The sequence below is a fragment of the Streptomyces sp. NPDC043867 genome, from assembly GCF_056435845.1.
The window spans coordinates 26492-42238 of sequence record NZ_JBWKDS010000046.1 but is presented as its reverse complement, the minus strand read 5'-3'; the positions used below and the strand labels follow the sequence as shown (position 1 = coordinate 42238).

Here is a 15747-nt window from a genome sequence, read left to right as displayed (position 1 = left end):
GGCCGTGCCGGGGGACTCAGGGCGGGGCGCCACGGCCGAGGTCCTCCGGCCCGGTCAGCCGCGGGGGCGGGGCCGACTCCCCCAGCGGTGGATAGGTGCGGGCGTGCGCCTCGAAGAAGGAGACGGCCTGCCTGACGGCCATCTGGAGCTCGGTCCCGAAGGCGTCCAGTGTGCGGATGCCGCCGTTCAGCGACCGGTGCCCCGCGCCCTCGACCAGGCGTGAGGCGAGCGCCTCGTTGGTGAGCTGGTGCAACCTCGCCTCCCACTCGGCGGGGATCGGGTCGTCCTTGTGCTGCGGGATCATCACGCTGATCCAGGGGCGCCGTTCGCGGCACAGCCGCTCCATCAGCGCCTTGCGGTGGGGGGAGTCCAGCGCCCACCGGTCGAGCAGCAGCAGGCCGGGCGAGTCGGGCGGCCACGAGCCGAGCAGCCGGTCCGCCTCGTTCTCGAACTCCCCCACGTGCACCCGGTAGTCCATGGTGCGGACGAGGTCCGCGGCGTGCTCGCTGAGCGGCCGGGTCGACACCGGGTGGTACGGATTCCAGTCCCCGGGGGTCTCCCCGTAGCAGTCCGGTGCGCGGCCGGGCGGCAGGTCCGACTGGGAGCACGCGAGCACGGATATGTCGAACGTCGGGGGGTGGCCGGCGGAGCCGAACGCGCTGGGCAGCGACTCGTAGTCCTTGTAGACGAGCCCCTCGGCCAGTTCGGCCGCCTCGGCCACCTTCACGATGTGCTTGGCCAGTTGGTAGACGGCCCGCTCGTACTCGTCCTTCAGATAGTTGAGTTTGGTCAGGCCGTAGAAACCCTCGTCCGCGTAGTCCTCGCCGAAGGCCGCGTGGTTGAACTGCAGATCCCGTGCCGCCTGAGGCAGTTGGGCCGGTTCCACCGGCACCCATAACGCGGGGATGATCGCGTTCTCCGGGGTGGTGCTCCGGTGCCGGGCCCGCTGGTTCACCTCCCGCTGGGAGAACGCCCACCACTCCCGGCCGCACTGCTCACTGAGGAAGTAGCGGCGCGAGTACAGCGGCACGAACACCTGGCAGCGGGCCAGGTTCTGCGCCAGCTCGTCCGTCCACTTCGTCCCCACCGTCATGCCCTGGTCCAGGAAGCCTGCCTTGGCGCCCGGCGGCAGCGAGGTCATCTGCATGATGTGCGCGCACAGTCCGTCGTACAGCTTCTTCACCCAGGCGTTGGGGTCGGCGTCGCCGGAATCGTGCTTCGGCGTATGGGCATAGCTCAGGAAGAAGTACGGATTCCCGCCTCTGGCGCTACCCGCGTCCCCTCGCACGAATGCCCCCCGGTGTGCTGCGGCCGGCCCCCAGTGTAGGAAGCGCGGTGTCCCGCGCGGAACAGGACGAACAAGGCCGTCTCGCGCCGGAGTCCGGCGTTTCCCCGGCCGGGCGGGCGCCACACGCGGGCATCCGTCGAGTTTCCGTCAACTCGGCGGCCGGGCTGGCCGGTTCGCGCCCGCTCGGCCCGCCCCGGGCGGTTGTGCGTCAGCCCGCCCGCCACCGGGCCCGGTGCGCCGCCGCCGCCCGGCGGGCCGACTCCAGGGCGTCGTCCCGGATCTCGTCGGCCAGCCGCGCCCGCACGGTCTCCCGCATGCCCGCGACGAACCGCTCCCCGAGCGGGGTGAGCGCGCCGGACGAGCCGAGGGTCTCGACCGCCTCGGCCGTCTGGTCGCGCCAGCGGGAGAACCGGGCCTCGGCCTCGAGCGCCCGCTCCCCCGTGGTGCCTCGCCACCGCGCCCGCCAGAAGTCGATCACGGCGATGTGCGCGTACGTCCCCTGCAGCAGGCCCTCCAGCGGGCGGGGATCCGGCCGCCACGGCGCGTAGAACAACCGCTCACAGGAAGGATCGTGAAGGTCCGTCAGGTCCAGCACGGCACCGAGCTTCACGTGCTGGAACTCGTGCACGATCAGCTGGGCCAGCAGTTCCGGTTCGGCGGGCCTCGCGATGGCGACGGCGCCGAAGGCGTCCCGGGCCGCCGAGCTGATGTCCGCGCCCTCCGCGGAGGGCAGCAGGGGAGTGATCACCCGCAGTCCGGCGGCGACTCCCGGCGCGTACGCGGGAAGTTCCCGGCGGATCCACGCCCAGGCGGCGGCGAGGTCGGCGTGCCACGCCTGCGCCTCGGCGTCGCCGAGCCGAGGACGCGCCGCGTGTCCGTGGCAGTCCCGCCAGGGGTCGGTGTCCTCCAGGGCGACCGTCCAGCCGTCCAGGGCGAACTCGCGCCGCGCCCGCCAGCCGGGAGCCGCGGGCCCGTTCCGGTCCACCGTGTGCGTACGTCCGTCCGCGGCCCGGACGGTGAATCCGCCGGGGTCAGCGGTCACCTGTACCTCGACGGCATCGCCGACGGCCAGGGTGCCCAGCGTCGGCAGCCGCAGCACCCCCTGCGGAGCAGGGACGGTGACGGTGACGGGACTCCCCGCCCGTACGGCTGCGGCCGCGGCGATCTCGGCCACGCCCCGCACCGCCGTGTCGGCCGCGTCGCGTCCGCCCCGCAGGGACCGGACGGCCCACGGGCGCACGTACGGGTGGGCCAGCACCGCGTCCACCGCGTCCGGTGCCCCGGTGTCCAGGGCCGCCAGCGCCTCCCAGGCCGCGCCGGCCGGGCAGCCGTCCCGGTCACCGAGCCGGTTCTCGCGCCACACGGCCGCCAGCAGCTCGCGGTTGAGACCCAGTTGGTGCCGGGCCAGGAGACCGACGGTCGCGGCGCCGCCGAAGCCGGCGGCCAGTTCCGCCAGCTGCGCCTCGCCGAGCGGCTGCCGGTCGGTCGTGTCGCGGTCCTGGATGCCGGTGATGAGGCGCAGCAGGTCGCCGCAGTAGACGGAGGGGTTCATGAATCCGCTGCCGGTGCGGTACCGGTGGGCGTAGAGCCCGCCGCCGCAGGACTCCACGACCGGACACGCCCGGCAGGTCCCGCACAGCCCGTCGAGCCCTTGTTGGCGCGCCACGACTCCGGGATGCGCGGCGACCTCGTCGAGCGAGTTGGCCATCACGTCCATCCCGGTGACGGGCGCTCCGTCGTAGGCCGTCTTCAACGAGTCCGCCTGCTCGAACGTGCCGTCGGTCTCGATCACGGCCAGGTCCGCGGGCCCCAGCCCGAGCGACTCGGTCAGGCTGCTTTCGCCGCGCAGCGTCCGCAGCACCGAGTCGAAGATCCGTACGTCCATCGGGCGGCCGTTGGTGTCCCAGCGGTCGTACACCCTCAGCAGCCAGTCCGCGTACGGCGTGGCGGTCGGGTCGCCGGAGGGGCGCAGCGGGGGTTCGTCCCAGGTGGCGTGCGGCAGGAGGAAGTCGACGCGGGGCGGGTCGAGCGCGGCCAGGGCGTCGTAGACGGCGGCCGGGTCGTTGCGCACGTCGATCGTGCAGAGGAGGCCCGCGAAGAGGTGGCGGTAGCGCGGGCGGCCGAGCAGGGCGACGGCACGCAGGACCTTGTCGTGACTGCTGCGGCCGTCGCGGTAGACGCGGTGCAGGTCGTTGGCGGCCCGGTCGCCGTCGAGCGAGATGCCGACCTTGATGCCGAACTCCGCGAAGAGTTCGCAGAACTGCTCGTCGAGCGTTACGCCGTTGGTGTGGATGCGGAGGTCCAGGGCGCACACGCCCCGGAGGGCCGCCCGTAGTTCCTCGGCCGCCCTGCGCAGCCGGGCCCGGCCGGCGAGGAGCGGCTCACCGCCGTGCAGGACTACGTGGACGGTGTCGAGACCGTGGGCCGCGGCGTGCTCGGCGATGCGTTCGGCGCTGATCTCCAGGACCTTGTCGGAGATCACCACGGGCCGACCGCGCCAGCTCTGGTCGGCGTGCTCGAAGACGTAGCAGTGGTCGCAGGCGAGATCGCAGCGAGCGTGCATCTTCAGGACGAACTGGCGTAAGGCTTGTGGCGGCCGGCCCATGAGTGTGCTGTCGGTCCTCGGTCTTGTGGTTCAGGCGTGGATGCGGACCAGGGAGGCGGACCCGGACGTCAGACGGACGACTGGAAGGCCGCGACCGCGACCCTGCCCGGTCCCTGCGGTGCGCCCCCGTTCGACACGACCCGGGACAGTGCGGCCGACAGTGCGCGGTCGTGCTGCGCGGCGAGGCGCACCAGCGTCACCCGCTCCGGACCGATCGCGGCCGCCGCTTTCCCCGGTTCTTGGGCCGCTGCGTCGAGGGAGGCGTTCATTCGGAACCTCATCTTCTGTGCGTACGCACTGACGGGAGGCAGGGCGGAGCCTGCTCAGCAAGAAAACCACTGGTCGGAGGGCGCCGCCCGTCGTGCCCTGGCGCCGACCGGGGCACAGACGCGGCCGACGCAGCAGACATACAGGTGCCCCACCGGCCACTGGTCGCGAGCAGCGTAGCCAAGACCGGCGCGCACTTGGCTCGTTCGCTGCTCGAGCCACGCCAGCGCGGAGCAATCGGACCCCTCGCGTCCCTCACGTCTGTCATATGCCCCCACGTCCCTCATCGGCCAAAAGCCGAGCCACCGGGGCGGCACCCGGCCGACCTCCCGGAACAAGGCAGGAGTCCCTCAACCGCAAGGCCGAGAAAATTTGACCCAAATTTTACCTCAGATTACCCGGTTCGGCCGCTTTGTCCAGGGCTCTCTTCGGCCAAGTGAGGAGCCTACGGCCCGGTTGGACATGCCGACCGATGCTTTCGCGCCGATCCCGGCGTTCCCCGGCATCCTCAGGCTGCGCACAGCCTCTGCCCATGTCCCTGACGGGCGCCGGCCCTAGCCTTCGTGGATGACCGGAACCCACAAGGACAAGTCGATCAGCAGGCGCCGCGCGCTCGCGGTGAGCGGAGGGACGGTCACCGCCGGCGGGCTCGCCGTGGCCGGATACCAGGCCGCGTTCGCCGACGGAACCTCGGCCGCGGAGACCGCCGGGGCTGCCGCGAGCGCCTCGCAGGGTTCCGCCGGCAGCGGGCAGTGCGTCCTGACGGCCGGCGTCACCGCAGGGCCGTACTACCTCGACGGCGCCCTCGTGCGGAAGGACATCACCGAGGGCAAGGACGGTGTCCCGCTCACGCTGCGCATCACCGTGCAGGACACCACCGGCTCCTGTAACCCTGTCGCCGGCGCGGCCGTCGAGATCTGGCACTGCGACGCCTGGGGCTACTACTCGGGCTACACCACCGCCAACCCCGGCGGCTCCGCCCCCGCCGAGAGCGAGGACGGGTCCACCGCCGACGACAGGACCTACCTGCGCGGATACCAGGTCGCCGACGCCAGCGGGGTCGTGAAGTTCCGGACGGTCTTCCCCGGCTGGTACACCCCGCGCACCACCCACATCCACGTCAAGGTGCACACCGGCGGCCAGAAGGCGGACGGCACCTACGAGGGCGGCACGGTGAACTTCACCGGCCAGCTCTTCTTCGACGACGACATCACCACCGGCGTCCATGCCCTGGAGCCGTACTCCCGGCACACCGGGAGCTACACCGAGCTCGCCGACGACATGGTCTACGAGGACAACGGCGCGGCCGGCGGCCTGCTCACCCTGAAGCCGGTCCACAAGAAGGACCCGGCCAAGGGCTACAAGGGATCCATCACGCTGGGCATCGACCCCGACGCGTCGAACGACGGTGCGGGCGGCGGCACACCGCCGACCGGTGCACCCGGCGATGCCCCGACCGGTACGCCGCCGAGCGGTGCCCCGAGCGGGAGCGCCTCCCCGTCGGCCCCGGCGGCCTCGTAGGGCACGCCGATGAGCAGCCGCGAGGACGAGACGCTGGCACGGGCCGCGGTGGCCGCGCTCATCCGGCAGCTCGAGCTGAGCCCCAAGCCCGGCCTGCCCGATCCGCGGGACCTCGGTGCCCGGACCACCCGGCAGGACCTCTGCGCCCTGCGCTGGTCCGCCAAGGCGCTGGAACCCGGCCTCGCGGCCATGGCGGCAGCCGCCCGCCGCACCGGCGGACCCACGCCCGGGCTCAGGACGGAACTGGGCGCCATCGGCCGGTGCGCCGAGCACACGGTGGCGCGGGCGGGCGGCGGACACCGCGGGGCCCTGTGGACCCTCGGGTTCCTGGTCGCCGCGGCGGCCCTGGATCCCCGCGCCACCGGTGCCGCACTGGCCGCCACCGCCAAGGGGATCGCGGCGCACCCCGACCGGCGGGCGCCGCGCCGTCCCTCCCGCGGGTCGACCGTCTCGGCGACGTACGGCGCCGCCGGGGCACGGGGTGAGGCGCGCGCCGGATTCCCGCACGTACGGCGGGCGTTGGAGGCACTGGCCGCCGCGCGCGCCGCCGGCGCGCCCGAACCGTGCGCCCGGCTCGACGCCCTGCTCACCGTCATGTCCACCCTCCAGGACACCGAGGTGCTCCACACCGCGGGACCGCCGGGGCTCCGTCAGGTCCAGGCCGGCGCCCGTGGGGTACTGGAGGCCGGCGGTACGGCGACGGCGGCCGGACGCGCCGCACTGTCCGCCTTCGACACGGACCTCCGGTCCCGGGGCTGGAGCCCGCGCGGCAGCGGCGGCCTCCTCGCGGGCGCGCTGTTCGCCGACTCCTGCCCGCCGCAGGTCGGTTCACCGGCCGCGGCTCCCTGACACGTCGGCCCCGCGCCTCACCCCCGCGACCGCATCCCGCGTACGTACCTTGGCCGACTCCTGCCCAGTGCCGACCAGTTCACCGGCGGCGGGTCCCTGACGCGTCGCCCCCGCCTCAGCCCCGCGACCCGCGCGTCACCCCCGCGACCCGCACTTCGCCTCCGCGCCCGGCACCGACGGCGTCCCGCCGCCGGCCGGTGACATCGCGTGCCGGCGCTCCGCCCACCGGGCCGCGGGGCCCATCCCGTACGACGCCGCCAGCGTCACCCCGCCGAGGAGCAGCCAGCCCGGTGTTCCCCATCCCACGAGCAGCGCCGTCAGGACCAGTGGGCCGAGGGTGCGGGCCACGGTCACGCCGGTGCCGAAGAAGCCCTGGTACTCGCCGGTGCGGCCGGCCGGGGCGAGGTCGAAGGCCAGCTGCCAGGAGCCCGCGGACTGCTGCATCTCGGCGGCCACCTGGAGGAGTGCGCCCGCCACCAGGATCCCCGACGCGAGCCACGGCGCCGCCCCGGCGGAGAGGGCGAACACCGCGCACGACGCCAGCATCACGAACCCGGACCGCCGTATCGCGCGCGTGGCGGACGCGACGCCCCGCACCCCGCGGGCCGTCCGCACCTGGAAGACCATCACCGCGGCCGTGTTCAGCACGAACAGCGCGGAGACCAGCCAGGCGGGCGCGTCGGTCCGCTCGGTGATCCACAGCGGGATGCCGAGGCTGAGCAGCGGCATCCGCAGCAGGAGCACGGTGTTGAGCAGCGTGACGACCGCGTAGGGGCGGTCGCGCAGAACGCCGGGTCCGCGCACGTGCCCGACCCCGGCGGGCGCGACGGACGGCAACCGCAGCAGCAGCGCCGCGCACAGCAGGAAACTCACCGCGTCCAGCGCGAAGACCCCGAGATACGCGGCCCGGGTCCCGGCGTGCAGCGCGAGCCCGCCGAGCCCGGCGCCCACCGCGAGACCGGCGTTGAGCGTCGACTGGAGGTGGGCGAGCAGTCCGGTCCGCTCCCCGGCGGGCACCAGCCCGGCCAGCAGCGCCTGCCGTGCCGCGGCGAGCCCCGACTGCGCGGAGGTGTACACGCACGCCGCGAGCAGGAAGGGCAGGAACCCCCGGACGAGGAGGAAGGAGGCCACCGCCGCAGCCGTCACGGCGGCGAGCAGCACCGCCGTGCCCCGAGCGCCCCACCGGTCGGCGAGCCGGCCCAGCGGGACGCCGACCAGCGAACCGATGCCCCACGCGACGGTGAGCCCCAGGCCCACCCGCCCGGCCGGCAGCCCGACGACCTGCGTGAAATACAGGGCCGAGGTCACGTAATAGGCGCCGTCCCCCACGGAGTTGCTCAGCTGCGCGACGGCCAGCACCCGCCGGGGGCCCGCGGGCGGGACGAGGCGACCGTCCGTCGCGGGGCCGGGTGCCGGGTGCGCGGGGTGTGCCGCGGAGTTCGTCATGCCCTCGACGCTAGGGGCGGGCCGGACCGTTCGACAGGCCCATTTCCCGGCCCGTTCACTGGCCCAATCCACCAGGCCGGCAGCCCCGGTTCACCCCGTGGACGTACGCCCCCGCCGCACCTCCCCGAGCACCCTCCCCAGCACCTTCAGCGCCTCGGGGTACACCCGCTCCCGGGGAGTCCCGTACCCGACGACCAGGCCCTGCGGCCGGCCGTCGGCCACCGTGTGCCAGTGGTCCCCGAGACGGCCGACCGCGAGCCCCTGGAGCGCCGCCCGCTCCAGCACCTCCGCCTCGTCCGGGACCTCCACCAGGGCGTGCAGCCCGGCCGCGATCCCGCGCGGTCTCCAGCGCGCCCCGAGCAGCGAGACGAGCTGGTCCCTGCGCCGCCGGTAGCGCAGCCGGCAGGCACGCACATGACGGTCGTACGCGTGGCCGGTCACCAGCTCGGCGAGCGCCAACTGGCCGATGGACTCGGTGTGATGGTCGCTGTGCAGCTTGACGTCGGCCACCGCGTCGACCAGGTCCGGCGGCAGCACCATCCAGCCCAGCCGCAGCGCGGGGCCGAGCGTCTTGGACGCCGTGCCGAGATACACCACGTGGCCGGGCGCCATCCCCTGGAGCGCGCCGACCGGCTGCCGGTCGTAGCGGAACTCCCCGTCGTAGTCGTCCTCGACGATCAGACGGCCACGCGCGCGTGCCCAGTCGACGAGCGCCCGCCGCCGCTCGGGATGCAGGGTCACACCGGTCGGGTACTGGTGGGCGGGCGTGACGACCACGGCGTCCTCGTCACCCAACTCGTCAGCGCGGACACCGAGTTCGTCGACCGCCAGCGGCACCACCCGGCCGCCGCCCCGCAGCACCACGTCCCGGTGGAACGGCAGCCCCGGGTCCTCCATGGCGACCACACCGCCGTCCAGGACCCGGGTGAGGAGCGCGAGCCCCTGCACGTACCCCGAGGTGATCACGATCCGCTCGGGCGGCGCGATGACACCCCGGGCCCGGCCGAGGTACTCGGAGAGCGCCGTGCGCAGTTCGGCCCGGCCGCGCGGATCCCCGTAGTCGTACGCCGTCGAGGGTGCCGTCGCGATCGCGCGCCGCAGCGCCCGCAGCCAGGCCGCCGCCGGGAACGTGCCGACGTCCGGGCTGCCCGGCCGCAGATCCAGACGCGGTGCCCGCGCGCCCGCGGCCCCCGCGGCGGCCGGCACGCGGCCGGCGGGCAGCGCCGCCACCTCGGTGCCCGAACCCTGCCGGGCCCGCAGATAGCCCTCGGCGACCAACTGGTCGTAGGCGGCCTTCGCCGTGCCCCGGGACATCCCCAGTTCGGCGGCGAGCCGCCGGGTCGCGGGAAGCCGGGTGCCGGGGGCGAGCCGTCCGTCGCGCACGGCGTCCCGCAGCGCCCGTTCGAGTCCCGCCCGGCGTCCCCGCGCCGAGTCGGGATCCAGATGCAGGTCCACTCCGACGCCGGACCAGAAATCCCCCATGGAAAAACCGCCCCCCTGGACACATGTGGACACACGAACGGCCGGGCACCCCCTCGGTACCCGGCCGCCCTCGTACCAGCCCTCGACGCGGACCGGCTCAGCTCGTCAGGGCCGCCATCCAGGCCTCGACCTCGTCCGAGCGGCGCGGCAGCGCGGCCGACAGGTTCCGGTTGCCGTCCTCGGTGACCAGGAGGTCGTCCTCGATGCGCACGCCGATGCCGCGGTACTCCTCCGGCACCGTCAGGTCGTCCGCCTGGAAGTACAGGCCCGGCTCGACGGTCAGGCACATGCCCGGCTCCAGCGTGCCGTCCACGTACGTCTCGGTGCGCGCCGCCGCGCAGTCGTGCACGTCCATGCCGAGCATGTGACCGGTGCCGTGCAGGGTCCAGCGGCGCTGCAGGCCGAGCTCCAGGACGCGCTCGACCGGGCCCTCGACGAGCCCCCACTCGACGAGCTTCTCCGTCAGCACGCGCTGCGCGGCGTCGTGGAAGTCGCGGTACTTGGCACCCGGCCGGACGGCCGCGATACCGGCCTCCTGGGCCTCGTACACCGCGTCGTAGATCTTCCTCTGGATCTCGCTGTAGCGGCCGTTGACCGGCAGCGTGCGCGTCACGTCGGCGGTGTACAGCGTGTGCGTCTCGACGCCCGCGTCCAGCAGCAGCAGGTCGCCGGAGCGCACCGGGCCGTCGTTGCGCACCCAGTGCAGCGTGCACGCGTGCGGACCGGCGGCGCAGATGGAGCCGTAGCCGATGTCGTTGCCCTCGACCCGCGCACGCAGGAAGAAGGTGCCCTCGATGTACCGCTCGCTGGTGGCCTCGGCCTTGTCCAGGACCCGGACGACGTCCTCGAAGCCGCGCACGGTCGAGTCGACGGCCTTCTGCAGCTCGCCGGCCTCGAACTCGTCCTTGACCAGCCGCGCCTCGGAGAGGAAGACCCGCAGCTCCTCGTCCCGCTCGGCGGTGACCTTGTCGGTGAGGGCGGCCTCGATGCCCGCGTCGTAGCCGCGCACGACCCGGACGGGGCCGGTGGCCTCCCGCAGCCGGCCGGCCAGCTCGCGCACGTCCGAGGCCGGGATGCCGTACAGCTGCTCGGCCTCGGCCAGCGAGTGGCGGCGGCCGACCCACAGCTCGCCCTGCCCGGACAGCCAGAACTCGCCGTTCTCGCGGTCGGAGCGGGGCAGCAGGTAGATCGTCGCCCGGTGCCCGTCCGTGGTGGGCTCCAGCACGAGGACGCCGTCCTCGGTGAGGTTGCCGGTGAGGTACGCGTATTCGACCGAGGCGCGGAAGGCGTACTCCGTGTCGTTCGAGCGGGTCTTCAGGTTGCCCGCGGGGACGACCAGGCGCTCTCCCGGGAAACGCGCGGACAGCGCGGCGCGGCGCGCGGCCGTGTACGCGGCCTGGGCGATCGGCTCGAGATCCCGCAGCTCCGTGTCGGCCCAGCCGGACTGCATGTTCTCGGCGAGCTCGTCGGACACGCCCGGGTACAGGCCGTTCTTCCGCTGCTTGATCGGTTCTTCTTCGCCCGCTCCGTCAGCGGCATCGTCAAGCACGGCTTCCGGGGTCTCCGGTGTGAGCGCCTCCGACACGGTCTGCCTCCTCGTTACGACTCTGGACCGTCCCCCATCGTACGGTCGTACGGAAGGGGGCCCAGGGCCGAAGGACCCGTTACCGGAGGGTCACGCGAACCGGTGCTCGGCAGCGCTCCCGGACGGGTCCCCGGAGCTCACTCGAACCGGGCGGCCAGCAGGACGACGTCCTCCTCGCTGTCGGCCTCGTCGAGGCCGTCCGGCAGCACGGTCCGCAGGACGTGGTCGGCGACCGCGCCCGGATCGGCGCGCAGTGCCCGCGGCACCCCGGCGGCGGCCGCGTGCAGCCGGGCGAAGGCGCGGTCCATGGGGTCGCCGGTGCGGTGCAGCAGGCCGTCGGTGTAGAGAAGCACCGTTTCGCCGGGCCGGGCGCACAGCTCGACGCTCGGCGCCTCCCAGCAGGCGAGCATCCCCAGCGGCGCCGACAGGGAGGTCTCCACGAACTCCGTGCGCCGCTCGCCGACGACCAGCGGCGGGCTGTGCCCCGCTCCGGCCAGCGTGATCCTGCGCAGCGCGGGCTCGCAGTAGGCGAAGAGGGCGGTGGCGGAGCGGGCGGGCTCGGTGAGCCGCAGCAGCAGTTCGAGGTCGGACAGGACGGCGACGGGATCCTCGCCCTCCATCACGGCGTACGCCCTGAGCGAGGCTCTCAGCCGGCCCATCGCGGCGACCGCGCTGGGCCCCGAACCGGTGACCGACCCGACGGCGAGCCCGAGCGCGGCGTCCGGCAGCGGCAGCGCGTCGTACCAGTCGCCGCCGCCGCGCGGCCCGGTGCGGCGGCGGGCGGCGAGCTGGACACCGGCGACCCGGGGCAGCCGCGTCGGGAGCAGCTCCTCGGAGATCGTCGCCATGCACGCGCGCGTGCGCTCCAGTTCCACCAGCCGGGCCAGGTGCTCGGTCGCGTGGCGGGCGTACAGGCCGATGAGGTGGCGCTGCCGCTCGACGGGTTCCGCGGGTTCGTCGTAGAGCCACACAGCGGCGCCCAGCCGGCCGCCGGCGTCGGTGGACAGGGGCAGCGCGTAGCTCGCGGCATAGCCGAGCCGGGCGGCCACCTCGCGGTGGCGGGGGTCGAGGCCGTCCTCGGAGAACAGGTCCGGCTGGGCGATCTCGCCCTCGCCGCCGGGCAGTCCGTCCAGGATCCTGCCGTACGACATGGAGCTGCGCGGGACCGTCTCGATGTGCCCGAGGTCCGCGCGGGCCAGGCCCAGCCCGACCGTCGTGTCCGGACCGAGCCCGTCGCGCGGCTCCAGCACGACCAGGCCGCGGCGGGCGCCGACGAGGGCGGCCCCGGCGTGCAGCAGTTCCTGGAGAGCGTCGTCCAGGGACGCCGTGCGCGAGAGCCGCTCGGTGAGTTCGTGGAGTGTCGTGAGATCGGAGACCCAGCCCGCGAGGCGGTCCTGGAGGACGGTTCCGGGGCCGGTGGGGGAGGGGGCCGAGGGGGCGTCCGTGGCTGCGGGCGCGGGCGCGACAGTGTGTGCGGGCGCGGGAACCGTGGAATCGATTCCGGCCACTTTCGGGAGGTGAGGGGCGGTCATGGCAGTCGGCTTTCCGACCGGTGCGTATTGCTCGATAGCATCGCAAACCCCCATGTCATTCTGCGCCGCTGGCAGTGTCTCCACATGTACACGCACTCGTGAGGGGATGTCCAGCATTGTCCAGCCGGGATTCCTGGTGTCCGTGAGACACTTGCGGAAAAAAGAAGTTGGCTCAAAACTGCTTCGGGTAACGGGTTATTGAGGTCGACTGGCCTTGCTCGACGGAGCGTCACAGCGGTCGTGATGGGTACGTACTCGGTGAAGGTCAGGGGTGGAGGAGATCCACCCGGAACCTGGCAGCGGACCCGGGCGTCTTAACCACCGACGACCGTGCCCCATCCTCCCGTGGCGGAGGCGGCTCGATACACGCGTGACGGCAAAACGCCAGGCGCCGCCACCCCACGCCATGCCCATGCTCTTGCCAGACGCAGTATGGACGCGGATGCAGCCAATGATCGGCCCACGGGGGTTTCCCTTGCCTCGTGCAGGGGTGTGATGCGCCAGCAGGTACGCACAGTGAAGTGATCGACACATGGTGTGATGTGATCCACGGTGTTGCCAGGCGTGCAACGGAAAGGAACGAGCGCTCATGCGCGAGATCCTCGGAAGGCGACGCGGGCTCCTGTCCAGGCGGAACAACCGGAGCCCTGAGATGCTCAGCGCGGCCCTGACCTTCGCGACCGGATGGCAGTGGCCTGTGCTCCCGGGTGTGGCGCCGGACCCGCGGGGGCGGGCCGGCTGCGGATGTCCCGACCCGGAATGCACGGTGCCAGGTGCCCACCCCTTCGACCCCGGCCTCCTCGCGGCCACCACCGACGAGCGCATGGTGCGCTGGTGGTGGGGCAACCGGCCGTCGGCACCCATCGTGCTGGCCACCGGAGGCACGGCTCCCTGCGCGGTGAGCCTGCCCGCCCTGGCGGCGGCCCGCGCCCTCGTGGCACTCGACCGCACGGGCATGCGCCTCGGCCCGGTCGTCGCCTCCCCCTCGCGCTGGGCGATCCTCGTCGCGCCGTACTCCCTGGAGCAGCTCGGTGAGCTGCTGTACGCCAAGGACCACGTCCCCGGCTCCCTCCGCTTCCACGGGGACGGCGGGTACATCGCGCTGCCCCCCTCCGAAACCGGGCAGGGCGAGGTCCGCTGGGAGCGGGCTCCGCTGCCGGGCTCGGCCGCGCCCTGGGTCCCCGGTGTGGAGGCCGTCGTGGACGCGGTGGTGGAGGCCCTCACTCGTACGGGTGTGAGCGCACCCGACTTGTAGGGGTGTCGGGCGCGCGGCGGACCGGGCGCCCCCTCCCGGCCGTTATGTTCCCTCGTATGCTGCGTCACTCCGGCGGACGGCCCGCGGACCCCCGAAGAGTCCGCCTCTTCGCGCTCCTCGGCGCCGTCGCGGCCGTGATCGCCCTTCCGCTCGCCGTGGCATCCGCGGGACCCGCCGGTGACGGCGGTCCCGCGGGCGTCCCCGCCCCCGGCCCCGACGACGGCCGGGCGGCGGCCCCCGAGCCCACGCGTTCGCCCCTGCGGCTCGGTGTGGGCCTCGCCACCGCGGCCCGCTGCGGACCGGAGCTCTCCTCCCCCGGCGGCATCGAGGCGCAGACCTGTGTCCTGACGCAGGCGCGGGAGACCTGGGCGCGCACCTACTACCGCAATGCGACCGGCGACGAGCTGAGCGCCGCGCTGACGCTCCTCGCGCCCGGTGGCCGCACCGTGCGGATGCACTGCGCGGTGGACGCGGGGGACGAGCCGGGAGTGTGTGAGACACCCAGGGGGCGCACGGCGGGCGAGGCGGCGGCGTACACGGCGGTCACGGAGTTCGCGAGGAGTGCCGGGCGCGGACCGCTGCTGCTGCGCTCCGGGAGCAACTCGACGCAGCCGTAGGGCTGTTGGCGTCGAGGCCGGTGCGGTGCCGTGGGGCGGACCCGTACGCGCTCATGAAAAGACCCGGTTGCTGGCGACGGGGGATGCACCAGCAACCGGGCTACGGGAACGGTAACAAGAGATCGGCAGTTCGCAAATTCGAACTCGGCTATTCAGACACCGATTTCCCTGCCGGGACCGGGAGTTGTGACAGGAGTCACCCCTCCCGGCGGTCCTGACCAGCTGACCGGCCGGTCAGTCCCCGGCTGTGCGTCAGCTGAGCGTGACCTGTCGGTTCGTGAGGCCGCCGCGCGCCCGGCGCTCGTCCGCGGTCAGCGGCGCGTCCGCCGCCAGGGCCGGTGCGAGCCGCTCGGCGAACTCGGCCGCGGGCTTCTCGATGTCGTCGGCCGTGACCCCGCTCGGCAGGTCCCAGACCGGCACCGTCAGGCCGTGCGCACGGAAGGAGCCCACCAGGCGCGTGCCCTCGCCGAGGCTGGAACCGCCCGCCGCGTGCAGTCGCGCCAGCGCGTCCAGAAGCTGCTCCTCGGGATACGGCATGACCCAGCGCAGGTGGTTCTTGTCCGGCGTCTCGCACCAGTACGCGGCATCGACCCCGGAGAGCTTGACGGTCGGGATGGCGGCCGCGTTGGCCCGCTCGAGGGAGGCGGTCACCTCCGGCGTCGCGTTCTCCGCGTCCGGGACCCAGAACTCGAAGCCCGCGTGCACAACTGGCTCGAAGGCGCCTTCGGGGTCGAGCACGTCCTGCAGCCGCGGACCGTCGGCGGGGGCGCGGCGGCCCTCGACCGGCGTGCCGGGCTGCGCCGTCAGCGCCCGCCGGAGGGTGTCGGCGAGGTCGCGGCTGATGTCCCCGGACGCCGTGTCGTTCTGCAGGCCGAGGAGGACCGAGCCGTCGTCGCGGCGCAGCGCGGGCCAGGCCATCGGCAGGACGGTGGCGAGCGTGACCGACGGGACGCCCTCGGGCAGGCCCTCCTTGAGCGTCAGCTCGACGGTCGCCGCGGGCACCAGCTCGCGCAGCGCGACCCAGTCGCCCTCGCCGGGCAGCCCCTCGAAGGGGCGCTGCACCAGCTCGGTCGCCGCGTGCGCGGCCGCCCGGCCGTGACAGGCCTTGTAGCGCCGGCCGCTGCCGCAGGGGCAGGGCTCGCGCGCGCCGACCACCGGGACGTCTCCCCCGGCGCCTGCGGCGCGGGCCCCGTCCTTCAGCTGCGGCTGCCTGGCCTTCGTCTGGGGTCGCTTCTTGGCCATTGTGGGTGTCTCCCGGTTACGGCTCGTCTGGTACGGGCGCGAGCCTAGCCGTTCCTGC

12 protein-coding genes are annotated in these 15747 nt (G+C 73.7%); 4 read left to right on the top strand and 8 right to left on the bottom strand.

The genetic code is table 11. The features are described from left to right. Positions 1 to 16 precede the first annotated feature (16 nt). The 3 genes from AC069T_RS32740 to AC069T_RS32730 all read right to left on the bottom strand — a co-directional run bounded on the left by AC069T_RS32740 (position 17) and on the right by AC069T_RS32730 (position 4174). Positions 17 to 1288 carry a TIR-like protein FxsC gene (locus AC069T_RS32740; RefSeq protein WP_478786197.1) on the bottom strand — a complete coding sequence of 424 codons (1272 nt, stop codon included), beginning with the start codon at positions 1286 to 1288 and terminating at the stop codon, positions 17 to 19. A 208-nt stretch (positions 1289 to 1496) separates the two neighbouring features. Beyond that, the gene (locus AC069T_RS32735) at positions 1497 to 3893 is read right to left on the bottom strand and encodes an FxsB family cyclophane-forming radical SAM/SPASM peptide maturase (protein WP_478786196.1); all 2397 of its coding nucleotides are present in this window, start codon (positions 3891 to 3893) and stop codon (positions 1497 to 1499) included. Positions 3894 to 3961: 68 nt separating this feature from the next. After that, positions 3962 to 4174 (bottom strand): FxSxx-COOH cyclophane-containing RiPP peptide, encoded by a 213-nt coding sequence (locus AC069T_RS32730; protein ID WP_478786195.1) that lies wholly within the window; start codon positions 4172 to 4174, stop codon positions 3962 to 3964. Between the two features lie 553 nt (positions 4175 to 4727). On the opposite strand from AC069T_RS32730, the gene AC069T_RS32725 reads away from it, so the two are divergent. Continuing rightward, positions 4728 to 5681, top strand: a complete 954-nt coding sequence (locus tag AC069T_RS32725) for an intradiol ring-cleavage dioxygenase (RefSeq protein ID WP_478786194.1) — start codon at positions 4728 to 4730, stop codon at positions 5679 to 5681. A gap of 9 nt (positions 5682 to 5690) precedes the next feature. Further along, positions 5691 to 6530 carry a triphosphoribosyl-dephospho-CoA synthase gene (locus AC069T_RS32720; RefSeq protein ID WP_478786193.1) on the top strand — a complete coding sequence of 280 codons (840 nt, stop codon included), beginning with the start codon at positions 5691 to 5693 and terminating at the stop codon, positions 6528 to 6530. Positions 6531 to 6665: 135 nt separating this feature from the next. On the opposite strand, the gene AC069T_RS32715 is transcribed toward AC069T_RS32720, so the two are convergent. From AC069T_RS32715 to AC069T_RS32700, 4 genes are all read right to left on the bottom strand, one after another. Continuing rightward, positions 6666 to 7976, bottom strand: coding sequence for an MFS transporter (locus AC069T_RS32715; RefSeq protein WP_478786192.1), 1311 nt, complete (start codon positions 7974 to 7976; stop codon positions 6666 to 6668). 90 nt (positions 7977 to 8066) lie between these two features. Continuing rightward, positions 8067 to 9458, bottom strand: coding sequence for a MocR-like pyridoxine biosynthesis transcription factor PdxR (gene pdxR, locus AC069T_RS32710; protein WP_478786191.1), 1392 nt, complete (start codon positions 9456 to 9458; stop codon positions 8067 to 8069). Positions 9459 to 9555: 97 nt separating this feature from the next. Next, the gene (locus tag AC069T_RS32705; RefSeq protein ID WP_478786190.1) at positions 9556 to 11043 is read right to left on the bottom strand and encodes an aminopeptidase P family protein; all 1488 of its coding nucleotides are present in this window, start codon (positions 11041 to 11043) and stop codon (positions 9556 to 9558) included. Positions 11044 to 11180: 137 nt separating this feature from the next. Then, positions 11181 to 12692 carry a SpoIIE family protein phosphatase gene (locus AC069T_RS32700; protein WP_478786189.1) on the bottom strand — a complete coding sequence of 504 codons (1512 nt, stop codon included), beginning with the start codon at positions 12690 to 12692 and terminating at the stop codon, positions 11181 to 11183. A gap of 472 nt (positions 12693 to 13164) precedes the next feature. Here AC069T_RS32700 and AC069T_RS32695 point away from each other — a divergent pair, with 472 nt between their 5' ends. Both AC069T_RS32695 and AC069T_RS32690 read left to right on the top strand, forming a co-directional pair. Then, complete coding sequence (locus tag AC069T_RS32695; protein ID WP_478786188.1) at positions 13165 to 13830, top strand: bifunctional DNA primase/polymerase; 666 nt, start codon at positions 13165 to 13167, stop codon at positions 13828 to 13830. A 56-nt stretch (positions 13831 to 13886) separates the two neighbouring features. Then, entirely contained in the window at positions 13887 to 14447 is a 561-nt protein-coding gene (locus tag AC069T_RS32690; RefSeq protein ID WP_478786187.1) for a hypothetical protein, read from the top strand. A 252-nt stretch (positions 14448 to 14699) separates the two neighbouring features. Here AC069T_RS32690 and AC069T_RS32685 read toward each other — a convergent pair whose 3' ends face one another. Beyond that, a complete protein-coding gene (locus AC069T_RS32685) occupies positions 14700 to 15689 on the bottom strand; it encodes a DUF5926 family protein (protein ID WP_478786186.1) in 990 nt (329 codons plus the stop codon). Positions 15690 to 15747: the final 58 nt, after the last annotated feature.